Annotated in this window: 20 protein-coding genes and 1 pseudogene; 11 read left to right on the top strand and 10 right to left on the bottom strand. The window is 63.7% G+C overall.

The window, feature by feature from the left end:
- The first annotated feature begins 25 nt into the window (after positions 1-25).
- The 6 genes from gnd (at position 26) to ACVDG8_RS21065 (ending at position 5,730) form a co-directional block, all read left to right on the top strand.
- Positions 26-1,039 carry a phosphogluconate dehydrogenase (NAD(+)-dependent, decarboxylating) gene (gnd, locus tag ACVDG8_RS21090; protein WP_447256423.1) on the top strand — a complete coding sequence of 338 codons (1,014 nt, stop codon included), beginning with the start codon at positions 26-28 and terminating at the stop codon, positions 1,037-1,039.
- Between the two features lie 12 nt (positions 1,040-1,051).
- Positions 1,052-2,428, top strand: coding sequence for a glucose-6-phosphate dehydrogenase (gene zwf, locus ACVDG8_RS21085; protein WP_447256422.1), 1,377 nt, complete (start codon positions 1,052-1,054; stop codon positions 2,426-2,428).
- 17 nt (positions 2,429-2,445) lie between these two features.
- Positions 2,446-3,150 carry an ROK family protein gene (locus ACVDG8_RS21080; protein ID WP_447256421.1) on the top strand — a complete coding sequence of 235 codons (705 nt, stop codon included), beginning with the start codon at positions 2,446-2,448 and terminating at the stop codon, positions 3,148-3,150.
- Positions 3,151-3,361: 211 nt separating this feature from the next.
- On the top strand, positions 3,362-3,823 hold the full coding sequence (locus ACVDG8_RS21075) for a MucR family transcriptional regulator (protein WP_447256420.1): 462 nt from the start codon (positions 3,362-3,364) through the stop codon (positions 3,821-3,823).
- A gap of 107 nt (positions 3,824-3,930) precedes the next feature.
- A complete protein-coding gene (locus ACVDG8_RS21070; RefSeq protein ID WP_447256419.1) occupies positions 3,931-4,416 on the top strand; it encodes a hypothetical protein in 486 nt (161 codons plus the stop codon).
- A 75-nt stretch (positions 4,417-4,491) separates the two neighbouring features.
- On the top strand, positions 4,492-5,730 hold the full coding sequence (locus ACVDG8_RS21065) for an MFS transporter (RefSeq protein ID WP_447256418.1): 1,239 nt from the start codon (positions 4,492-4,494) through the stop codon (positions 5,728-5,730).
- 591 nt (positions 5,731-6,321) lie between these two features.
- Here ACVDG8_RS21065 and ACVDG8_RS21060 read toward each other — a convergent pair.
- The 10 genes and pseudogenes from ACVDG8_RS21060 to hemC all read right to left on the bottom strand — a co-directional run bounded on the left by ACVDG8_RS21060 (position 6,322) and on the right by hemC (position 17,476).
- Positions 6,322-7,584, bottom strand: coding sequence for a calcium-binding protein (locus ACVDG8_RS21060; RefSeq protein ID WP_455707199.1), 1,263 nt, complete (start codon positions 7,582-7,584; stop codon positions 6,322-6,324).
- 21 nt (positions 7,585-7,605) lie between these two features.
- Positions 7,606-7,746 (bottom strand): annotated as a pseudogene (locus ACVDG8_RS21055) (calcium-binding protein); the annotation flags it as partial.
- A gap of 393 nt (positions 7,747-8,139) precedes the next feature.
- Positions 8,140-9,501, bottom strand: coding sequence for an HlyD family type I secretion periplasmic adaptor subunit (locus ACVDG8_RS21050; RefSeq protein WP_447256416.1), 1,362 nt, complete (start codon positions 9,499-9,501; stop codon positions 8,140-8,142).
- Positions 9,498-11,243: a type I secretion system permease/ATPase gene (locus ACVDG8_RS21045; protein WP_447256415.1), complete on the bottom strand. Its 1,746-nt coding sequence runs from the start codon at positions 11,241-11,243 to the stop codon at positions 9,498-9,500. Before ACVDG8_RS21045 ends, ACVDG8_RS21050 begins: the two co-directional genes overlap by 4 nt.
- 150 nt (positions 11,244-11,393) lie before the next feature.
- Complete coding sequence (locus tag ACVDG8_RS21040; RefSeq protein ID WP_447256414.1) at positions 11,394-12,110, bottom strand: glutamine amidotransferase; 717 nt, start codon at positions 12,108-12,110, stop codon at positions 11,394-11,396.
- A 16-nt stretch (positions 12,111-12,126) separates the two neighbouring features.
- Positions 12,127-12,603 carry a tellurite resistance TerB family protein gene (locus ACVDG8_RS21035; protein ID WP_447256413.1) on the bottom strand — a complete coding sequence of 159 codons (477 nt, stop codon included), beginning with the start codon at positions 12,601-12,603 and terminating at the stop codon, positions 12,127-12,129.
- A 32-nt stretch (positions 12,604-12,635) separates the two neighbouring features.
- Entirely contained in the window at positions 12,636-14,228 is a 1,593-nt protein-coding gene (locus ACVDG8_RS21030) for a heme biosynthesis HemY N-terminal domain-containing protein (RefSeq protein ID WP_447256412.1), read from the bottom strand.
- Positions 14,229-14,238: 10 nt separating this feature from the next.
- Entirely contained in the window at positions 14,239-15,741 is a 1,503-nt protein-coding gene (locus ACVDG8_RS21025; protein WP_447256411.1) for a COG4223 family protein, read from the bottom strand.
- A 99-nt stretch (positions 15,742-15,840) separates the two neighbouring features.
- Positions 15,841-16,551: a uroporphyrinogen-III synthase gene (locus ACVDG8_RS21020; protein WP_447256410.1), complete on the bottom strand. Its 711-nt coding sequence runs from the start codon at positions 16,549-16,551 to the stop codon at positions 15,841-15,843.
- A 1-nt stretch (position 16,552) separates the two neighbouring features.
- Positions 16,553-17,476 carry a hydroxymethylbilane synthase gene (gene hemC / locus ACVDG8_RS21015; protein WP_447256409.1) on the bottom strand — a complete coding sequence of 308 codons (924 nt, stop codon included), beginning with the start codon at positions 17,474-17,476 and terminating at the stop codon, positions 16,553-16,555.
- Between the two features lie 104 nt (positions 17,477-17,580).
- On the opposite strand from hemC, the gene tsaD reads away from it, so the two are divergent.
- From tsaD to ACVDG8_RS20990, 5 genes are all read left to right on the top strand, one after another.
- A complete protein-coding gene (gene tsaD / locus ACVDG8_RS21010) occupies positions 17,581-18,666 on the top strand; it encodes a tRNA (adenosine(37)-N6)-threonylcarbamoyltransferase complex transferase subunit TsaD (protein WP_447257402.1) in 1,086 nt (361 codons plus the stop codon).
- Positions 18,663-19,667, top strand: coding sequence for an NAD(P)H-dependent glycerol-3-phosphate dehydrogenase (locus ACVDG8_RS21005; RefSeq protein WP_447256408.1), 1,005 nt, complete (start codon positions 18,663-18,665; stop codon positions 19,665-19,667). Before tsaD ends, ACVDG8_RS21005 begins: the two co-directional genes overlap by 4 nt.
- A gap of 18 nt (positions 19,668-19,685) precedes the next feature.
- The gene (locus ACVDG8_RS21000; RefSeq protein ID WP_447256407.1) at positions 19,686-19,982 is read left to right on the top strand and encodes a YciI-like protein; all 297 of its coding nucleotides are present in this window, start codon (positions 19,686-19,688) and stop codon (positions 19,980-19,982) included.
- Positions 19,983-20,098: 116 nt separating this feature from the next.
- On the top strand, positions 20,099-20,524 hold the full coding sequence (locus ACVDG8_RS20995) for an EVE domain-containing protein (RefSeq protein WP_447256406.1): 426 nt from the start codon (positions 20,099-20,101) through the stop codon (positions 20,522-20,524).
- A complete protein-coding gene (locus ACVDG8_RS20990) occupies positions 20,479-21,192 on the top strand; it encodes a class I SAM-dependent methyltransferase (protein WP_447256405.1) in 714 nt (237 codons plus the stop codon). The genes ACVDG8_RS20995 and ACVDG8_RS20990 overlap by 46 nt, the downstream gene beginning before the upstream one ends.
- Positions 21,193-21,239 lie beyond the last annotated feature (47 nt).

Genomic DNA, 21,239 nt, shown 5'->3' with positions numbered 1-21,239 from the left:
TTCCTCAAGCAATCGGGATGAAACCATGCAGATCGGAATGATGGGATTGGGCAGGATGGGCGCCAACATGGTGCGGCGCCTGATGCGCGACGGCCATGAATGCGTCGTCTACGACATCAACTCGGCAAGCGTCGCCGGTATGGTCAAGGATGGCGCCGTGGGTGCTGCCTCGCTCGAGGAGTTCGTCGGCAAGCTGGCGAAACCGCGTTGCGCCTGGCTGATGCTGCCGGCGGCGATCACCGGCAAGATCGTCGACCAGATCGCGGCGCTGATGGAGCCGGGCGACATCATCATCGACGGCGGCAATTCCTATTACCACGACGCCGTCGACCAGGCGGCGAAGCTCGCGGTCAAGGGCATCAATTTCGTCGATGTCGGCACCAGTGGCGGCGTCTGGGGGCTGGAGCGCGGCTACTGCCTGATGATCGGCGGTCCGGATGACGCCGTGAAGCATCTCGATACGGTCTTCGCCACGCTTGCCCCTGGCCCGGACACCGGAACCAATCCCTCCAAGGCGGACGGCACGGCGGCCTTCGGCTATCTGCATTGCGGGCCGAGCGGTGCCGGCCATTTCGTCAAGATGGTGCATAACGGCATCGAATACGGTGTCATGGCCGCCTATGCCGAAGGCATGAACATCCTGAAGTCGGCCAATGCCGGCAAACGCAATCGCACCGCCGACGCCGAGACCAGCCCGCTCGAAAATCCGCAATACTACCAGTTCGATGTCGACCTGCCGCAGGTGGCCGAGGTCTGGCGCCATGGCAGCGTCATCGGCTCCTGGCTGCTCGACCTCACCGCCGGCGCGCTGAAGAGCGATCCAGGCCTGGCGAATTTCGGCGGCCGTGTTTCGGATTCCGGCGAAGGCCGCTGGACGCTGAAGGCGGCGATCGACACCGGCGTCCCGGCGCCGGTGCTGTCCTCGGCGCTGTTCGACCGCTTCTCCTCGCAAGGCGAATCGCAATTCGCCGACAAGCTCTTGTCCGCCATGCGCTACGCGTTCGGCGGCCATCTCGAAAAGCCGAAGACCGGCGCGTGAGGGGAGAGCGGCATGAGCCAGGAGAGGTCCGACACGCTGGTGCTTTTCGGGGCGACCGGCGACCTTGCGCACAAGAAAATATTCCCGGCGCTCTACCAGATGGTCGCCAAGGGGACGCTGACCGAGCCGGTGATCGGCGTCGCCTTCGAGCCCTGGGACCTTGCCAAGCTGGCCGATCGCGCCCGCGACGGCATCGTCACCGCGCTGGGCGCGGTCGACGACAAGGTCTTCGGCAAGTTCACCTCGCTGCTGCGCTATGTCAGCGGCGATTATCGCGACGGCGCCACCTTCGAGAAATTGAAGACGGTGCTGGGCTCGGCGCAGCGGCCGCTGCATTACATGGCCGTACCGCCGACCATATTCGAGACGGTCGTGCAAGGGCTGGAGCAGTCCGGGACCGCGCATGGCGCGCGGCTGATGGTGGAAAAGCCGTTCGGCCACGATCTGCAATCGGCGCGCTGGCTGAATCGCGTCTTGCATCTGGTGTTCGACGAGCAGTCGATCTTTCGCATCGACCACTATCTCGGCAAGGAAGCGATCCAGAACCTGCTCTATTTCCGCTTCGCCAACGCCTTCCTCGAGCCGATCTGGAATCGCAATTTCGTCGAGAGCGTGCAGATCACCATGGCCGAGGATTTCGGCGTCGAAGGGCGCGGTAAATTCTATGACGATGTCGGCTGCATTCGCGACGTCATCGAGAACCATCTTCTCAACATCCTGCTTCTGCTCGCCATGGAGCCGCCGATTGGCCGTTCGGCCGACGATCTGATCGACGAGAAGGTGCAGGTGCTGCGCGCCATCCGCACGCTGACCAAGGACGACGTCGTGCGCGGCCAGTTCGACGGCTACCTTGCCGAGCCGGGCGTCAGGCCCAATTCGCCGGTCGAGACCTTTGCAGCGGTGCGCTTCTTCGTCGACACATGGCGCTGGCGGGACGTGCCCTTCTTCATCCGCGCCGGCAAGAACCTGCCGGTGCATGCGACCGAAGTGATCGTGCGGCTGAAGCGGCCTCCGCTCGATGTCTTCGATCCGATCAAGCCGGCCGACGCTAACTACGTCCGCTTCCGCATCGATCCGCAGGTGGCGATCTCGATCGGCGCCCAGCGCAAGAGAGCCGGCGACGACATGGTCGGCGAGCAAGTCGAACTGACCGCGCTCGACGACACCAAGAACGACATGCCGCCTTACGAGCGGCTGATCGGCGATGCTATGAACGGCAACGGCCAGTTGTTCACCCGCCAGGACGCGGCGGAACTGGCTTGGCGCATCGTCGGCCCGGTGCTGGGCGACACCACGCCACCGGCGACCTATGCGCCCAAGACCTGGGGACCGGCCGATGCGATGAAAGGCTTCGGCCCGCCCGACGGCTGGATCAATCCGACGAAATAATTCAAAGGGGGAACAGCATGGCAAAGGCGGCAAAACCGGCTGCGGCGACCACCGACCCGATCGTGCTGACGATCGATGTCGGCGGCTCGCATGTGAAGATCCTGACCAGCGCCGGCGGCGAAATGCGCCGGGTCGATTCGGGGCCGAGCCTGACACCGCAGCAGGTGGTTGCCTCTGTGACCAAGCTGGCCGAAGGGCTAGACTATGAGGTGATCTCGATGGGCTATCCGGGCCCGGTGCGGGACAACAAACCCTCGCTCGATCCCTTCAACCTGGGAAAGGGCTGGAACGGCTTTGATTTCACCGCTGCCTTCGGCAAGCCGGTGAAGCTCGTCAACGATGCGCTGATGCAGGCGATCGGCAGCTATGACGGCGGCCGCATGCTCTTCCTCGGCCTCGGCACGGGACTGGGTGCTGCGATGGTCATCAACAATGTCGGCCAGCCGATGGAACTGGCCCACCTTCCTTACAAAAAGGGCGAGAGCTTCGAGGACTATGTCGGCGAACGCGGCCTGGTAAAGCGCGGGAAGAAAAAGTGGCGCAGATACGTTTTCGACGTTGTCGACAGGCTTCGCGCCGCCTTGCAGCCGGACTATGTCGTCATCGGCGGCGGAAACGTCGATAAGCTTGACGAATTGCCTGAGAAATCCAGGCGCGGCGACAACACTCGTGCGTTCGAGGGTGGATTTCGACTTTGGCGCGACAAGGCGCTGATCATCTGATATTGTTACAATTCAGTATAATTGTTCAAAATAGCGTGTAACTGCGCGACGAATCGTTGCTTTGTGCAGATTTGCCGACTAGGAATTCGCTGGCCAGCGGCACCATGCGCCTTTGCGGATGCGCAAACGAGGAGCGTTGCGCTTTAAGGTTACAACCCCGCGAAGGCCGAGTTGTCTTTGCGGCCATAGGGACACAACAAGGAGGGATGACGTGGACGAGGACACCACAGCCAGGGAAGAAGCCGATCTGCTCGAGCTTACAGCACACATAGTTTCGGCTTATGTGGCGAAGAACCGCCTGCCCGTTTCGGGTCTGGGCGAGCTTATCGCCAGCGTCGCATCCTCGATCGGCGGACTGACCCAGCCGCAAGAGCCCGCGGCGCCTCCGCCCGTTCCCGCCGTCAACCCCAAGCGCTCGGTGACGCCGGACTACATTATCTGCCTCGAGGACGGCAAGAAGTTCAAATCGCTGAAGCGCCATATCGGCGTGCATTTCAACCTGACTCCCGAGGCTTACCGCGCCAAATGGGGCCTGCCGGCCGACTATCCGATGGTCGCTCCCAACTACGCGGCCTCGCGCTCGCTGCTGGCCAAGTCGATCGGCCTCGGCCGCAAAGCCGAACCGGAGCCGGTGAAGCCCGCCAAGGGCAGGAAGGCCAAGGCGACCGCCTGAGAAAGCCCGCCCCTGCACCAATCGTTTGAGGAAGCCTGCCGGCAAATCCGCCTTGGCAGGCTTCCTGCTTTTGTGGCTTGGATAAACGGGCATTTGGGGGAGCAGCGATGAACTACGCCAGGATGGTGATCGAGAAAGAGGCGCCGGAGGAGTACGGCTACGACCGCATCCGCTATAACCTGTCCGAAAGCTCGATCGCCGACCAGAAGCTCTCCGACATCGGCCTGGCGCTGCCCGACCTCACCCTGCTTTACGGCGAACATCGTGGCGACAAGGAGTTGCGGGGGCTGATCGCGGCGCAAGATAGGGGTCTCTCCGTTGACGACGTGCTGGTGACCGCGGGCGCTGCCGGCGCCTTGTTCATCATTTCCACCGCGCTGCTCTCGGCCAGCGACCATCTGGTGGTCGTGCGGCCCAACTACGCCACCAACATCGAGACGCCCAAGGCGATCGGCTGCGCCGTCTCCTATGTCGACCTCGATTTCGACCAGGCTTTCGCTGAGGCGGTAACTTCCTCGTGCAACCAGCCGGAAAGTCTAAAATCCCTTGATCCAAACTCGATTTTAAAGCATATGCCGCGCGAACTTTGTTAAGTTTCGTTGGCCGGAACAGCGCCCATTCGGGAAGTGCCCCGCTGGCCAATATTTTCGCAACGGGGCCTTATCTCCATGACCGCAGAACGAATATCGCCGGAGCAGCGTTATGCTGCATTCCGCCATCGTTCCTTCCTGAGCTATTGGACGGCGCGCTTCCTCACAACCTTCGCCACCATGATCGTGTCCGTCGCGGTCGGCTGGCAGATCTACGACCTGACGCGAGACCCTTTCGATCTCGGCATCGTCGGCATCGTCCAGTTCCTGCCTTCGTTGCTGCTGGTGCTGGTCACCGGCGTCGTTGCCGACCGTTTCGGCCGTCGCCTGATCATGGCGCTGTCGACCGTCATTGAGGCAGGCTGCGCGCTCGTTCTGCTGTACCTCGCGCTGCGTGGCCTTGTCAGTCCGCTGCCGATCTTCGTCGTGTTGGCGCTGTTCGGCATGGCGCGCGCCTTTTTCGGACCGGCCTCGTCCTCGCTGTTCGCCAATCTGGTGCCCCCGGAAGATTTCGGCAATGCGATTGCCTGGAACTCGTCGGCCTGGCAGACGGCGACGATCATCGGCCCGGTCGCCGGCGGCCTGCTCTACGGCGTCTCGGCTGAGATCGCTTACGCCGTTGCCGCCCTGCTGATGCTGATTGCCGCTTTGCTGATCTTCACCATCCCGAAGCCGGCGCAGCAGAGCGCCACCGACAAGCCGACCATGGAAACGCTGTTTGCCGGCTTCCGCTATATCTGGGGCGAGAAGATCGTGCTCGGCGCCATCTCGCTCGATTTGTTCGCCGTGCTTCTGTCCGGCGCCTCGGCATTGCTGCCGGTCTATGCCCGCGACATCCTGCAGCTTGGCCCCTGGGGTCTCGGCCTGCTGCGCTCGGCGCCCGGCGTCGGCGCCATCTGCGTCGCGGTCTGGCTCGCCGGGCACCCGCTTCGCGACAATGCCGGCAAGATCATGCTGGGTTTCGTGGCGGCGTTCGGCGCCTTCACCGTGCTGTTCGGCCTGTCGACCATCACCTGGCTGTCGATCGCAGCACTTGCCTTCCTCGGCGCCACCGACATGTTCAGCGTCTACATCCGCGAGACGCTGATCCAGCTGTGGACGCCGGACGAGGTGCGCGGCCGCGTCAACGCCGTCAACCAGGTCTTTGTCGGCGCCTCCAACGAAGTCGGCGAATTCCGCGCCGGCACGATGGCGGCGCTGATCGGCACCGTGCCGGCTGTGGTGATCGGCGGCATCGGCGCCATAGCCGTCGCGGGGTTATGGGCCTGGCTGTTCCCGGCGCTACGCCAAGTGCGGCATTTGAACAGCCGGGACTGATTTGAGCGGTGGGCCTAGGCCGCTGGGTTCGACGCTCGGGCCAATCAGCTCGCGCCGACAGCGGCTGATGTTGGGCCTTCATCTGGTTGTCACGATGATCGAGCAGATTGCCCGGTGCCGATTGGGGTAGAATGCATCGGCGCACTCCCAAGACCTCCAGCTAGCCCGGGATGCCGCCCGGGCATCTTTTATGTCGGGTCTAATTTCGCCTGGATGGAACTGACGGCCTTCACGATGGCGTCGGCGGCTTGCCCATCAAGCGCGATATCCAGCAATCCTTCCGTTGTCTGGATAAAGAGATGCCAAGCGTCCCCTTGTCATCCTCGACCGTACCGGCATGGATTCTGTCGGCACAAACGGCCGCGCCTTATCCTTGCGTTTCATTGTCCACGCTGCACGCCTCCGGGGCGGGACAATCACAACCAGCCAGTCAGCCTTCTCGATCGGGATCGGGAGGCTCTCCGTTGTCTGCATTAGAGTCGCGCCAGCCAGAACGCCGCGCTCCGAAAGGGCTGATCTTAGTAACCGGGAGTAGGCGCTTGTACTCCGCTGCAAACTGGAGGGGCGACGTTGTCCGCCGCCCTCGCTTGGTTAGAAGATAAAGTCTGAATCGGTCATGTGAGTTGCCGCCGTCTCGCCTACCGCAACGTTGAGGTCGATTGTGCCGGCGTCGTCGCTGAAGCCGATAATGAGCCCGCTGCTGCCGGTGTCGACCTTCACCACCGCTCCTTCGGCGGATATGTTGTGTGCGTGAAGATAGTCGAGAGCTGCCTGAGACGAGACGAAAGTTCCGCTGCTGCCGGGAGCGTCGTTAACGATCAATCCGACGTGCTGAGAGTCGGTTAGACGGATTATATCCTCGCCGTGCTTGAACCCCTGGATGGTGTCCTGCACGGTCGCCGATGATTCACCCGAGAAGAAGACGAAGGTGTCTCGGGCGCCATCCCCGGTAGTGACACCGTTGTTCGCCGACATCCAGTCCGCACCCGAGCCGCCGTAGATAATGTCAGCGCCGCTACCACCGTAGATGGTGTCGTTCTGGTCTCCACCCAATATGGTGTCATTGCCGGCGTCGCCGTATAGGGTGTTGGTACCGCCGCTACCTCCTATTATGTCATCACCGGCACCGCCATGGATGGTGTCGTTGCCGCCGGTGATGGTCGTGGCGGCGTCATCACCAAATAGCGAATCGTTGCCAGCGCCACCGTCAAGATAATCGTCACCGGCGTTACCATACATCGTGTCGTTGCCGGCACCGCCGTACAGCGTGTCGTTCCCGTCACCGGGAGTGTGATCTAGACCATCACTCGGGCGGATCCCGCTGCCGCCGTAGATAAGGTCGTCCCCTGCGCCGCCGTGAATCACGTCGCTGCCGATACCGCCCCGGATCGTGTCGTTGTCAGCGCCGCCGTCGATTGTGTCGTTGCCTCCGCCACCGTCGATCAAATCGTTGCCGGTACCGCCGCTGATAGTGTCGTTCCCGAGGTAGCCGGTTATGGCGTCGTTGCCGGCATCGCCGTACAGGAAATTATCCTTGCCGGATGGCAGCGACATGTCGTCACCGTAGATGATGTCGTCCCCGGCCCCACCGTGAATGGTGTCGATGCTGTTGATGTCAAAGCCGGTGTGATCGCCGTAGAGGGTGTCGTTGCCATCCCCACCATTGATGATGTCGGTTCCCTCGCTGCCTTGGATGGTGTCGTTCCCGGCCCCGCCGTTGAAGGTTCCGCCCTCGCGGCCGGCGGTGATGGTGTCGTCCCCATCACCGCCATTGGCGGTGTCGTGACCGGGGGAAAAGTGGGCTTGGGTGTCATCGCTGCAAGTGATGGTGTCGTCACCTGCTCCACCATTCAAGATATCGTCGCCGTCACCGCCTCTGAGAACATCGTTGCCGTCGCCACCGTTTATGGTGTCGTTGCCGGCGCCGCCGAAGAGAATATCGTCCCCTGCTCCGCCGGTGATGAAGTCGTTGCCGTCATCGCCGGTGAGGAAGTCGGGGCCGGCACCGCCGTGCAGGAAATCGTTGCCAAGCCCCCGGAAAAATGATTGCCGAGATCGTCACCGATCATTCTGTCGGAGAAGTTCGAACCTGTGTAGACCTCGTGTACGTGAAGTCGGTCGTCACCGCGTTCCCGCCGGCGAAGTAACTGGCCTCGTCGGTGACTGTCGCGCTCGGCGGGACGTTCTCTTCGAATTGGACCGTGTGTGTGTCAGATTCAAATCGACACTGGCGCTCGACAGTGAGAAATCCGGACCTACGGATACTAAGACTGGCTTTTTGGCCATGGTATTCACCTCCATACTGTGCACACAATTGTGCGTGTTGTGGCGATACACTGCATAAAACTGTTTCTGTGTTCTTGGTCCTCCCTCGTTGTGAGAAGGGTAGGCACGGAGCCGTCGAAATTCTTATTTCTCGCGCAATGATCGGCGGATGTTTTGCGTGAGCGGTTCGGCGAGATAAGCCAGGACCGTGCGAGTGCCGGTCCTAATCATGGCTTCGCTCGACATGCCGGGCAGCAGCTTGCGACCGTCGAGCTTTGCTAATTCGCTCTTGTTGATGACCACTGTCGCGGAGAAGTAGGGAGCGTTGGTACGCTCATCCACCAACCGGTCGGCCGACACCGTTTCCACCACTCCGTCGAGCTGCGGCAGGTTGTATTTGGCGAAGGCAGGGAAGCTGACATGCGCGGTCTGGCCAGGGGCGATCGTCTCAACGTCCTCAGGCTTGACCATAGTCTCGATTACCAGCTTCTCGCCGAGAGGCACGATCGTCATCAGCGTGTCACCGGGTTTCACCACTCCGCCCGCCGTGTGAACTTTCACGTCCATTACGATTCCGTCGACCGGGGCGGTGATGTCGGTGCGCTTGAGGACATCCCCGGCCGCGCGCGCTTGCTGTCGGAAGTCGAACAGCTCCGCCTCGACCTTGCTCAATTCGTCAACGGATTCGTTCAATTGTTGCGTTGTGAGATTGAGGATTTGCATGTCGATTTCGGCGATGGAGCTGCGGGCGCGGGCAATCGACGCGACATTCGTGGCACGTTCTCCCTCGGTCTGTCGTTGTTGTTGGGTGAGCGTCAAGTGACGTTCGCGGGTGGTGAGCCCCTTGCTGAGCAACGCCTCGAGGTCTTTGTTCTCGTTTTCAAATGTCACGATCTGCTTATCCTCAGTTGCGATAAGCTGTTGCAATCCGGCAATTTGCTCGGCGATCTGTTGACCGCGTTTGTCGAGGATTTCCTTCTCGTCTTTCCGGTTACGGTGCTTCGCGTTGAAGACGTCACGTTGAGTGGCCACCGCGTCCTTGACGGCCGGGTCCGGGTTGTCGAGCAATGCTTGGTCGAACTCGATTGTGTCCTTACCGTCGCGTTCGGCCCGGAGACGGGCGACGAGTGCCTCGCGAGTGGCGATCTTGTTTTGGATCGAGTCAAGTTGAGCTTTGGCTTGCGTGTTGTCGAGGCGGATGAGGACTTTGCCTCTCTTGACGATATCGCCGTTGACGGCGTCCAATTCGGCGATAATGCCGCCCTCGAGGTGCTGGATGAGTTTGCGGTCACCGTCAACCTTGACCACCCCGGTCGTCACTGCGGCGCTGTCGAGCGGTGCCAAGGCCGCCCACCCGCCCGCCACGCCGAAGAACAGGAACATAATGGAGAAACCGGTGTACGTGACGGCTCTGAGACGGAGCGGTTGCAATGCCGGCGCGGATCGGAGCGGCACGGGCAGAGAGACAATGTTCAAATCTTTGTCTCTTGAGCTTGTGCGGGTCATGACTTGACTGCCGTAATGTGATTGGCGTTCGGCAACTGGGCCACTCTCTTGGCGCGGGCGGCGAGTTCGTTGAAGACTGTGTCACGCGCCCCGAACAATTCTTGTCTGCCCCGGTCGAGGACCAGCACCTTGTCGACTTTCTCCATGATACCCGGGCGGTGTGCGATCAGGATGATTGTGGTGCCCGTCGCCTTGACCGCGCCGATCGCGGCTATCAGGGCGTCTTCGCCCTCGCGGTCGAGGTTGGAGTTCGGTTCGTCCAGGATGATGACTGCAGGATCGCCGTAAAGTGCTCGCGCCAGCCCGATTCGTTGACGTTGTCCGCCTGACAGCGATGCGCCTGAGTCCCCGACTTGAGTTTCGTAGCCTTTCGGCAGGCCCTTGATCAATTCGTGAACGCCCGCCACTTGCGCGGCCTCGACCACGTTGTTGAACACTGCTGGGCTGAGCATCGTGAAGCGAGCGATGTTCTCGGCGATTGTGCCGGCGAACAACTCGATATCCTGTGGCAAATAACCGACGTGTCGACCACGGTCCTCAGCGGCCCACTCGGCGACGTCCATACCATCGAGCAAAGCGCGACCGGCTGATGGGCGCCAAGCGCCGGTGAGAGCACGTGCCAGACTTGTCTTACCGGATGCGCTCGGGCCGATCAGTGCCATCACTTCGCCGGCCTTGAGTTGGAAACTCACGCCTTTCAACACAGGCTCCCCACCACCTTGCCGGGCGAGGACGATACTCTCTGCCTCAAGCCTTCCTTGTGGGCGCGGCAATGACAACCCCGCTTTGGCCTCGGGTCGCTGGCCGAGAAAGGCGGTGAGACGCCTGTAAGCGGCGCGTGCCCCGAGTGTCGCCTTCCACGTGGTGATCGCTTGCTCCACCGGGGCCAACGCGCGACCCATCAGGATTGAGGATGAGATCATTACGCCGGGAGAGGCCTCGTTTTGCAGCACCAGGTAAGAGCCGAGGCCGAGGACGGCCATTTGCAAGGTCATCCGCCAGAAACGCGCGGCAGACGCGATGGCACTGGCGCGGTTGCCGGCTGCGGTTTGTCCGGTGCTCGCCTCATCTTGCTGTTCTTGCCATCTGGCTAGCAATGGCCGCAGCATACCCATGGCCTGGACGACCTCGGCGTTGCGGACTGCCGAGTCAGCTTGGGTGAATGCCCTCGCCTGTGCGTTGCCGGCCTCTGTAAGCGCCTTGCGGGCAGCAAGTTCGTTGAGCAAGGCCAGCGCAAACAACACACCGCCCCCGGCCAGCGCCAACCAACCGAGCCATGGGTGCATGAAGAAAATGGCGATGAAGAAGATTGGTGACCACGGCGCGTCGAGGATCGGGTAGATGCTCGGGCTGGTGAAGAAACTCCGCACTTGATCGAGATCGCGGAGAGGCCGCGTGCTGCCTTGACCTGGTGCGGCGGCCGACTGCTCTACTGACGCGGTCAACAAGACTGGGGCCAGCCTCGAGTTCATCCAGGCGCCTACGGTTGACAGCAGGCGGGCGCGTACTATTTCGAGCCCTGCCATTGTCAGGATCGCCGCGCCGGCCATTAACGACAACGCTGTTAAAGTTTCCACGCTGTGGCTGGATAGCACCCGGTGGTAGACTTGGAGCATGTAGAACGAGCTGGTGAGCATCAGTATATTGATGCCGCCGCTGAAACAGATAAGCGGCGTTATGGCGCGTTTGGCCTCTTTCATCACTGCCTGCAGGGCAGGAGGCTGTTTGTTGCTTATTTGCATGACGGCGACCGCGTCCGTTCTCGCGCGCCGCACGCTATCTTGCTTTTTGACCTCTGAAATCCATCAAAGGAATGATGCGGCGACACAAGAGCGGCTCGCGTTTAGCGAGGCGTTCGGGATGTAATTGCCTTTGAGCAGCCGGGTTTTACTCTATTCCACGGCAGGCTTGCCGAAGATCAAACTCAAAAACTCGCTCAGCCAGCGCTTGAGATGCATGTCCCAGATCAGCCGGCCGCCGAGATGGTCGCGGCCGGGTTGCGCTCCGGGCAGTTCGAAGCGATGCGCGCCGCGCACCACCCAGCGCTGCATCATCACCCGGGTCAGCTCGCCGTGGAACTGGATGCCCCAGGCATTGTCGCCATAGCGGAAAGCTTGGTTGGGATAGGTCTCGGCCGTCGCCAGCAGTGTCGCTTCCTTCGGCAGCGAAAAACCCTCGCGATGGAACTGGTAGACCATCTCCGGCCAGTGCATCAGCTTCTTGCCGGCCTCGGTCGGTTTCAGCGGATACCAGCCGATTTCGACCAGCCCCTCGCCATGCCCTTCGACCTTGCTGCCGAGATGATTGGCAAGCATCTGCGCGCCAAGGCAGATGCCGAGGAACGGCCGGTTCTCCTTGAGCGGGATTTTCAGCCAGTCGGTCTCACGGCGCACGAATTCCTCGTCATCATTGGCGCTCATCGGCCCGCCGAACACGACCACGCCGGCATGATCGTCCAGCGTTGAGGGCAAATCGTCGCCGAGCGGCGGTCGGCGGATGTCGAGATCGAAACCGTCTTCCAGAAGCATATGGCCGACACGGCCGGGGCTCGAATTCTCCTGGTGCAGCACGATCAGGATTTTCGGTCTCGGCCTTGGTGTCGATGCCATGGAGAAAGCAAGGCCCTTATTCGTCGCTCGATTTGCCGCGTGCGCCAGGCACTTCGGCCGCCGCCTTGCGGCGCGCCTCGACGCGGTCATGCCGCTCGACGCCGATCAGTTCGGCGACGCGCCAGACCGTGTTGTCCTCAAGCTCGTGCAATTCGCCATCGGCATAGACGATCTCCCACATCAACCCGATGAACGCCTTGCGCGCCTCGGCGTCGAGATGGCGCTTGAGCACGCTGGTGAAAGCGTAGAGGTCGATCGCTTCATTGTCGGCGCGCTCACCGGCCGCCGCCAGCGCGTCGAGCTCCGCTCCGCTCACCGAATAGGTCTGGCCAAGGATTTCCTTGAACCGTTCCCACTCGACGTCCTGGCGCACGCCGTCGGCGTTCATGACATGGTAGAGCAGCGCCGACGCCGCGACGCGCGGATCGTCGGCGCTTGGCTTGGCCTCGCCGCCCGGCAGATCCCTCAGGAATGAAAGCACGCGTTCGAACATCGATGTTTTTTCCCTGCCCACTAAATCCGGCCTCAGAACAAACGAAACCGGCGCGGTGATTTTTCCGCCTCGTCTTCCGGCGCGACACCGGGATCGTCCGGCAGTCGGGTCAATTCCTCGGCCGGCCCGACCGGTTCGGCATCTGTGGGCACCGCCGCGAAGGCGGCCGCCGTGACCGGACTGACCGGATCGCCACCGGCTGAGCTTGCCGGTTCGTCCGGCCTGTCAGCGGAAACGGAGTGATCGTCTGCGTCGACGACGCTCTCCTTGGCCAGCTGCGCCGGCGCGGCAATCGCTGCGGCCGGCCTGTCCTCGAGGCTGTCGATCAACTGTCCCAGCCGCTCCATCGGCGCGCGCCAGGTGAAGGCGTCGAGCCTGCCGGTCACCGGCGACACCGGCGCCCAGCGTTCCGAGACGACGCCGTCGGCGACCCAGGCCGGATCGCGCGGCGCGCGCACCGCTTTGGACAAAAGCTGCCGCACCTTGCCCTGGTCGCCGGATTCGGCTTCCTCGATATCGGCCAGCAGCAGATAGGCGCCCTCGCGGCGGTCCATGCGGATCGCGGCCTCGGCCTCGCGCCGAGCAGTCGCGAAATCCTGCGCGTCGAGCGCGGCGCGCGCCACGGCCATCGACGATTCCGCGTGGTTCTTCTTCAAATCCTGCAGTTTTTTTGCCCGGTTGAGGCGATCCAACACGGCATCGCCCGGCCTTGCATGCGTGTAGAGCTCGGCGACGTCCGGATGCGGTTCGGCCTTCCAGGCCGTCTCCAGGATCCTGGAGCCCTTGCGCACATCGTTTTGTCGGAAAACCATGTCGGCCGCGATGACCGCCGCCGGCGTGAAATCGGGCGCCAGCTTGTTGGCTTCGAGTGCTGCCGTGCGCGCGCCGTTCGGGTCGCTGTCGACCAGCGCCTGCGCCTTGGCGGTGAGCAGCACCGCGCGGCGGCGGTTGGCGGCATCGCGCTCGATCTGCCGGGTCGATTTTTGCGTTTCGACCAGCTTCAGCGCGCCGTCCCAGTCGCCGCGCTCGGTCAATTCCTCAAGCGTCGATTCCGCTGCCCAGGCAAGCTGCGGCGCGGCCGCCGCGGCGCGGCCGGCGTAGTGGCGCGCGGCGTTACGGTCGCCAAGGCGCTCGGCCTCGAGATAGAGCCCGCGCAGGCCGAGCAGCCGCAGTTCGGGATCGTCGAGCATGCGCTCGAATTTCTCGCGCGCCCCTTCATGGTCGCCTTCGAGCAGCGAGGCCTGCGCATCGAGCAGGTTGATCAGCGGCTCCTGGTCGGAGCTGATCAGCTTTGCCGCTTCCTTGGTCTTCTTGCGCGCCAGCGCGCCGTCCCCGGCGCCGGCCGCGATCATGCCGGTCGACAACGCCTGGTAGCCGCGGTCGCGGCGGCGTACCCGGAAATAGCGCGAGATGGTGTAGGGGCTGTTCCATAGCGACTTGACCAGCCACCACAGGATCATCACCGCGGCGACCACTGCAACGATCACTACTGCCGCCACCATCAGGCTGATCTGATACTGGTAGCCGTTGAAGGTGACCAGCATCTCGCCCGGACGATCGGCCAGCCAGGCAAAGCCCAGCCCGAGCGCAAAGACGACGGCGAGGAAGACGAGGATGCGGATCATCTGGCCACCTTCACGTCTTCATCGCGCTGGCAATCAAGGAATCGATCTGCTTTTCGACCTCGATACGCGCCTTTAGTTTGCCGGCAAAATCGGCGCCGGCGGCCTTCACGGCATCCGGCAGCGTATCGTACTCGGTGAGTGCCTTGGCGTAGTTGCCCTGGTTGACCGCGACCTCCATGCGCGCCACGGTTTCGGGCGCGCCCTTACCTTCGACGGCGCCGACGGGCCGCACCTTGACAAGCGATTCGGCGCTCGACACCAGGCTTTGGAAGAAGCCGGCATTCTGGTCGACCGGCGTTGCCGCCTCGACCATGGCGTTGGCGGCGGCTTCCATTTCCGAAGCTATGACCGCACGGGCGGCGACGCCCTTTTCGGCATAGGGACGCAGCGCCGCTATTTCGGGCGCGTTCGGCGCGATTGCGGCGAAAGTCTCGAGTTCCGTCGCGAACGGCGCCCCGCGGTCGAGCGCCGCCTTCAATGCCGAGGCGCCGATGGCCAAGGCGATCTTCGGCTGCGAGGCCTGCGCCTCGACCTTGCCGGAGAGCTGCGACACCGACTGCTCGATCGCCGCGACCCGGCCGTCCTCGGCCTTGGCGGCGGCGCCGGCCGATTTCATCTGAGCGTCGAGGCTGGCGATCTTTTCGTTGAGCGGGCCGAGATCGACAGGCGCGGCATTGCCGGACTTTTGCAGAGCGGCGACAGTCGTCTCGATCTGACCGAGCTTGTCATTCAGCGCCTTCAGCGCCGTGCCGTCACCGCCGGCCTGTCCTGCGGTGGATTTCAGCGCCGCGATGTCTGCCTTGACCTGTTCCAGCGCCGACGAAAGGCCATCGACCTTGGCGGAGGCCCCGGTGCCGCTGCTTTCCTTCAGCGCCGCGACCTCGCTCTTCAACGAAGCGATCTCGCCATTGACGCCGTCGAGCGATCCAGCGCCCGATCCCGGCGCGCCGAGCAGGCCGACGGCCTGCAGCAGGCCGGCGCCGGCCAGCGCGATCACGCCGCCGACGACGCCGGCGGCCATGACGTTCACACCGGCTCTGCGTGACGGCTGCACGCGATCAGCGCTCTTCGTCTCGCTTGCCTTGGATGCCGAGGCGCTGGCCGATGCCGCGGCCGACGAGGCATCCTGGAAATCATAATCCGAGCTTGTGGCACTGCTCCTGGATGTATCCGAACTCTTGGGCCTATCCGATGAAGCCGGCGAGCCGCCGGGATAGGGCGCTTCCGCCTCGCCCTTGCCGCTGGCTTCGGACTTATTGGATCCCGCCTGCCCTGCATCGGTGTGTTCCCATGGCTCGATGTCGGCCTGCTCGGCATGGATCGGTTCTTCCGGAACATCCGGCTGCGACGCAACCGCGGCTTCCTCCGCCTTTGCCTCGTCCGTCGGCGCATTGGCGGCCTCGGCTTTGGCGGCATCCTCGTCGGTGATTCGCGAAACGGCGCCGGGCTCGAGTTCGATGGTCACCGGCTCGCGCCGGCTCTTCGAATGTCGCATCTTCGGCGTCTTGACCATGCGTGGGCTCCACGAACTGGCTTGGGGATGGTTCAATGGGTCTATGGGATGCTCTAGCACATCACCAAGCGGTGAAAAGGGGCGGTGTGATGACGCGGCTCAGCGCGGCGCCGACAAAAGCTGGAGAAGTGCTTCTTCGTGCGGTTGCGGCGCAATCGCGATATTGCACTCGCCGACCGCGTCGAGCGGCGCGGCGACCCGCGCTGAAAGCGACAAAAATACTGTAGTTTCAAAGAGATGGCTGAGCGCCGGCCGACTGATCAGTTTGGCGAGCGCTGCCGTCGCCTTGGCCGAATAGAGCAGCACGGCCTCGACCGGCTGGTTTGACAACCGCGCCAGCACATCAGCGTCGTCATAGTCGAGTTCGACCGTATCATAGGTCTCGATCGCATCGACGCGCACGCCGGCCGCCGCCAGCCGCGCCTCGAAGGCCGGGAACCGCACGCGACCGCAGAGATAGACCATCGCCTTGCCGGCTAAATCGACGGCGATTGCATCGGCCAGCGCCACCGCATCGCCCGGACCTTCGCTGACGGATGAAAACCCGGCCGCGCGGCAAGCTTCCGCTGTCCTTTTCCCGACCGCATGGCAAGGCAGCGCGGCAAGCGCCGCGATCAGTGCCTTGGGCGCATGGCGCACCGCATTGGCGCTGGTAACGGCAACCGCAACAGCATTGCCCGGGTTGGCTTCGACGGTGAGAGCCACCGTCTGCGTCAGCGGCAGCAAGATCGGTTGAAATCCGCTGGCTTCGAGCAGCCCGGCCGTGCGCGAGGCGCCCGGTTCCGGCCTTGTCACCAGGACGCGGGCCATGTCAGGCCCAGCCGTCGAAGAATGCCGGACCGGCCTTGGCGCGGACAATTCGCGCGGCTTCCGTGCCGATATCGGCGGCATCGTGTGGCCGGCCGTCCAACCGGACCTCATGCCATTGCGTGCCGTCCGGCGAAATGATCAGCCCGGCAAAGGACAATTTTTCGCCGGAGACCATCGCATAGCCGGCGATCGGTGTGCGGCAGGAACCGTCGAGCGCGGCGAGAAAAGCGCGTTCGCAGGCGAGCGCCTGGCCGGTCGGCACGTGATGGATAGCCTCGAGCATCTTCTCGACGTCGCGGTCGCCGATGCGGGTTTCGATGCCGATCGCGCCTTGTCCCGGCGCTGGCGGAAAATCCTCCAGCGGCATCAGGTCGGTGACGACGTCTTCGAGACCGAGCCGCTTCAGGCCGGCATAGGCAAGGATAGTGCCGCTGGCGATGCCTTCATCCAGCTTGCGCAATCTCGTCTGCACATTGCCGCGAAACATCACCACGTCGAGGTCCGGCCGCATGCGGCGGATCAGCGCCTGGCGCCTAAGCGACGACGACCCGACCTTGGCGCCTTGCGGCAGGTCGGCGATCCGCTTCGCCGCCTTGCCGATGAAGGCGTCGCGCGCGTCCTCGCGCGGCAGGAAGGCGGAAAGCTCCAGCCCGTCCGGCAGCACCGTCGGCATGTCCTTGGACGAATGCACGGCGATATCGATGCGGCGTTCCAGCAGCGCTTCCTCGATTTCCTTGGTGAACAGGCCCTTGCCGCCGGCTTCCGACAGTGGTCGGTCCTGGATGCGGTCGCCGCTGGTCGAGATGACCATCACCTCGAATGCCTGCTCGGGCAGGCCGTGCGCCTGCATCAGCCGCGCTTGCGTCTCATGCGCCTGAGCCAGCGCCAGCGGGCTGCCGCGTGTTCCGATTTTCAAAGTTTGCATGGCGCGCGGTCCGTGATAACCCCCGAGGCAGTTTCGAGGTCTGCCGGGCCTTGTCCTATCTAGGAAAGACCGATCACACAATCTTCGAGGACAGCGACCAATTGATCCGCGTTCTGGGCATTGAAACGAGCTGCGATGAGACGGCGGCCAGCGTGGTGGCGCTGGACGGCGACGCCGCGCCCGAAATCCTGTCCAATGTGGTGCTTTCGCAGATCGAGGAGCATGCCGCCTTTGGCGGCGTCGTGCCCGAGATCGCCGCGCGCGCCCATGTGGAGGCGCTCGATGGCATCGTCGAGGCCGCGCTTGCCGATTCCAAGATATCCCTCGATGAGGTCGACGCCATCGCCGCGACGGCGGGGCCGGGCCTGGTCGGCGGGTTGATCGTCGGCCTGATGACGGCCAAGGCCATCGCCGCCGCCGCCAACAAGCCGCTGATCGCCATCAACCACCTCGAGGGCCACGCGTTGACCGCGCGGCTGACCAACGGCCTCGACTTTCCCTACCTGCTGCTGCTCGTCTCCGGCGGCCACACCCAGATCGTCGCCGTGCGCGGCGTCGGCGATTATCAGCGCTGGGCAACCACCATCGACGATGCGCTGGGCGAAGCCTTCGACAAGACCGCGAAGATGCTTGGCCTGCCCTACCCCGGCGGCCCGAATGTCGAGAAGGCGGCAGTCAGCGGCGATGCCCGCCGCTTTGCCTTCCCGCGTCCGATGAAAGGTTCGGCGCAGCCGGATTTCTCGTTCTCCGGCCTGAAGACGGCCGTGCGCCAGGCGGCGACCGCGATTGCGCCGTTGAGTGACCAGGACGTCGCCGACATCTGCGCCTCCTTCCAGGCGGCGGTGGCGGACGCGCTGGGCGATCGCGTGGCGCGTGCGCTCAACCGCTTCCGCCAGGAATTTCCAGACGCGAAGAAGCCCGCGCTGGTCGTCGCCGGCGGCGTTGCCGCCAACCGCACGATCAAGGCGACGCTCGAAGCGCTTTGCTCCGGGGCCGGCTTCGCCTTCGTCGCCCCGCCGCAAAAGCTCTGCACCGACAACGCCGCGATGATCGCCTGGGCCGGCATCGAGCGGCTGCGCGCCGGCATCGCCGACGAGAACACCGCCGACTTCGTGCCGCGTTCACGCTGGCCGCTCGACAGCATTTCCACACCTCTGGTCGGCTCGGGCCGGCGCGGTGCCAAAGCATGAGCAGCAAGCGAACGGAAAAAGGCTGGCGCGTTGGCGTGCTTGGCGGCGGCGCCTGGGGCACCGCGCTGGCACTCGCCATGCTGCGCGCCGGCCATTCCGTGCGGCTCTATGCGCGCGATGAGGAAACAATTGCCGCCATCCGCCGCGGCGAAAACCCGCGCTATTTGCCCGGCGTCAGAATCGAAGCCGGCATTGTCGCAACCAGCGACATTGGCGCGGCGCTCGACGGTGTCGACTGCGTGCTGGCGGTGACGCCGGCGCAGTCGTTGCGCGCGGTGCTTGCTCAAGCGGCCGGCCATGTTCCTGGAGGCGTGCCGCTGGTGCTGTGCGCCAAGGGCATCGAGCGCGACACAGGCGCGCTGTTATCCTCCATCGTCGAAGAAAGCCTGCCTCGCAATCCGGTCGCGGCACTCTCGGGCCCAAGCTTTGCCAGCGACGTCGCGCGTGGCCTGCCGACGGCGGTCGTGGTGGCGGCCCGCGAGGCGGAGCTGGCGACCGACCTTGCCGCCCGCTTCTCGGCCAAAAACCTGCGCTGCTATTCCAGCGACGACCTGATCGGTGTCGAGATCGGCGGCGCGCTGAAGAACGTCTTTGCCATCGCCGCCGGCGCTGTGACCGGCGCCGGGCTCGGCGCCAGCGCCCAGGCCGCCATGGTGACGCGCGGCTTCGTCGAACTGCGCCGCATCGGCGCCGCTTTCGGCGCCAAGCCGGAGACGCTGATGGGCCTTTCCGGGCTCGGTGACCTGTTGCTCACCTGCTCGTCGTCACAGTCACGCAATTTTGCCTATGGCCTGGCGCTCGGCCAAGGTAAGGGGCTCACCGGCCTGCCCCTGGCCGAAGGCGTGCCAACGGCCGGTATCGCTGCCCGCATCGCCGTAGAGCGCGGCGTCGAAGCGCCGATCATTGCCGCCGTCGCCGCCATCCTCGACGGCAAGGTGACCATCGGCCAGGCCGTCACGGCGCTGATGACGCGGCCGCTCAAAACCGAAACCGACATCTGAACCAGCGGAGTTGAAAAGATGCTGTTTGCGTTGATTTGCAAGGACAAGCCGGGCAGCCCGCAGCTGCGGATCGACACGCGGCCCGCCCATGCAGCGTTCCTGGAAGGCCTGATCGGCGAAGGCAGGCTTGCCTTTGCAGGTCCCTTCCTCGGCGTCGACGGCAAGCCGGACGGCAGTCTGGTGATGATCGAGGCGCCGGACATGGCCGGAGCTCAAGCCCTGGCTGCCGCCGATCCCTATGCCAAGGCCGGATTGTTCGAAAGCGTCGAAATCCGCGCATGGAACTGGGTGTTCCAGAAGCCCGCCGGCGCATGACCGTTTGCGGCTTGCCGCTCATGCACCCTCTCGCCGCAGCGACGGGGACAGGCTAAGGAGAGCGACGACGATGACGCCGTGCGTGGCGATCCGATAATGGCGATGGGATAACTGAGATGAACTACTGGCTGTTCAAGTCCGAACCCTCGGTCTTTTCCTTCGAGGCGCTGAAGGCCAAGGGCAAGGCCGGCACGCAGTGGGACGGCGTACGCAATTACGCCGCCCGCAACAACATGAAGGCGATGCAGATCGGCGATCTCGGCTTCTTCTACCATTCCAATGAAGGGCTCGACATTGTCGGCATCGCCGAAGTATGCGCGCTTGCCCATCCCGACACCACCACCGACGATCCACGCTGGGAATGCGTCGACATCCGCGCCTTCAAGGACGTGCCTAAGCCGGTGACGCTGGAAGAGGTCAAGGCCAATCCGAAGCTCGCCGAAATGGCGCTGGTGCGGCTTGGCAGGCTTTCCGTGCAGCCGGTGACCCCGGCCGAATGGAAAGAGGTCTGCCGCATGGTCGAGCTCAACCCGGCGCCGTGACCAGGCTGACCCCGGACACGGCAAGAAAATTCATCCTCGACAACACGGCGCTGATGGCGCCGCCACATGTGCCGGAAGTGTTTTTGCACCTCGCCGACGAGGCGCATGACCTTTGGCTGCGCACCGAGGAAGAGCTGGCCGAGATCGGCCTGCCGCCGCCTTTCTGGGCCTTTGCCTGGGCCGGCGGCCAAGGCGTTGCCCGCTATGTGCTCGACCATCCGGAGATCGTGCGGGGAAAAAGCGTGCTCGACTTTGCCTCCGGTTCAGGTCTGGTCGCGATCGCGGCTGCCAAGGCCGGCGCGGCGGAGGTGATCGCGGCCGATATCGATCCGTTCTGCGAGACGGCAATCGCCCTCAACCTGGAAGCCAACCGCGTGAAGGCGTCTTTCCAGGGCAGGGACCGCGTCGGCACGAATGAAGGCTGGGACGTCGTGCTCGCCGGCGATGTCTTTTACGACAAGGCTTTCGCCGACAGGCTGATGCCATGGTTCACCACGCTGACGACACGCGGCGCCGACATCCTCGTTGGCGATCCCGGCCGCGCCTATCTGCCCAAGGCCGGACTGCAATCGCTCGCCGTCTACCAGGTGCCGGTGACGCGCGTGCTGGAAGACGCGGAGGTCAAGCGCACGACGGTGTGGCGTGTAATGCATGTCGCGCAAAAGTGACCTCGGTTTTGCGACAACGACATGCATCAAGCAAAAGCCCCGCCGCT

Source organism: Mesorhizobium sp. ORM8.1 (assembly GCF_053005525.2).
Note: the sequence above shows the minus strand (reverse complement) of the source record. Positions and strands in the feature narration are given on the sequence as shown.

Bases quoted from the DNA above. Each gene is read 5' to 3' on its own strand.
- gnd (WP_447256423.1), top strand. From the start codon at position 26: ATGCAGATCGGAATGATGGGATTGGGCAGGATGGGCGCCAACATGGTG.
- zwf (WP_447256422.1), top strand. From the start codon at position 1,052: ATGAGCCAGGAGAGGTCCGACACGCTGGTGCTTTTCGGGGCGACCGGC.
- ACVDG8_RS21080 (WP_447256421.1), top strand. From the start codon at position 2,446: ATGGCAAAGGCGGCAAAACCGGCTGCGGCGACCACCGACCCGATCGTG.
- ACVDG8_RS21070 (WP_447256419.1), top strand. From the start codon at position 3,931: ATGAACTACGCCAGGATGGTGATCGAGAAAGAGGCGCCGGAGGAGTAC.
- ACVDG8_RS21065 (WP_447256418.1), top strand. From the start codon at position 4,492: ATGACCGCAGAACGAATATCGCCGGAGCAGCGTTATGCTGCATTCCGC.
- ACVDG8_RS21050 (WP_447256416.1), bottom strand. From the start codon at position 9,501: ATGACCCGCACAAGCTCAAGAGACAAAGATTTGAACATTGTCTCTCTG.
- ACVDG8_RS21045 (WP_447256415.1), bottom strand. From the start codon at position 11,243: ATGCAAATAAGCAACAAACAGCCTCCTGCCCTGCAGGCAGTGATGAAA.
- ACVDG8_RS21040 (WP_447256414.1), bottom strand. From the start codon at position 12,110: ATGGCATCGACACCAAGGCCGAGACCGAAAATCCTGATCGTGCTGCAC.
- ACVDG8_RS21035 (WP_447256413.1), bottom strand. From the start codon at position 12,603: ATGTTCGAACGCGTGCTTTCATTCCTGAGGGATCTGCCGGGCGGCGAG.
- ACVDG8_RS21030 (WP_447256412.1), bottom strand. From the start codon at position 14,228: ATGATCCGCATCCTCGTCTTCCTCGCCGTCGTCTTTGCGCTCGGGCTG.
- ACVDG8_RS21025 (WP_447256411.1), bottom strand. From the start codon at position 15,741: ATGGTCAAGACGCCGAAGATGCGACATTCGAAGAGCCGGCGCGAGCCG.
- ACVDG8_RS21020 (WP_447256410.1), bottom strand. From the start codon at position 16,551: ATGGCCCGCGTCCTGGTGACAAGGCCGGAACCGGGCGCCTCGCGCACG.
- hemC (WP_447256409.1), bottom strand. From the start codon at position 17,476: ATGCAAACTTTGAAAATCGGAACACGCGGCAGCCCGCTGGCGCTGGCT.
- ACVDG8_RS21005 (WP_447256408.1), top strand. From the start codon at position 18,663: ATGAGCAGCAAGCGAACGGAAAAAGGCTGGCGCGTTGGCGTGCTTGGC.
- ACVDG8_RS21000 (WP_447256407.1), top strand. From the start codon at position 19,686: ATGCTGTTTGCGTTGATTTGCAAGGACAAGCCGGGCAGCCCGCAGCTG.
- ACVDG8_RS20995 (WP_447256406.1), top strand. From the start codon at position 20,099: ATGAACTACTGGCTGTTCAAGTCCGAACCCTCGGTCTTTTCCTTCGAG.
- ACVDG8_RS20990 (WP_447256405.1), top strand. From the start codon at position 20,479: ATGGAAAGAGGTCTGCCGCATGGTCGAGCTCAACCCGGCGCCGTGACC.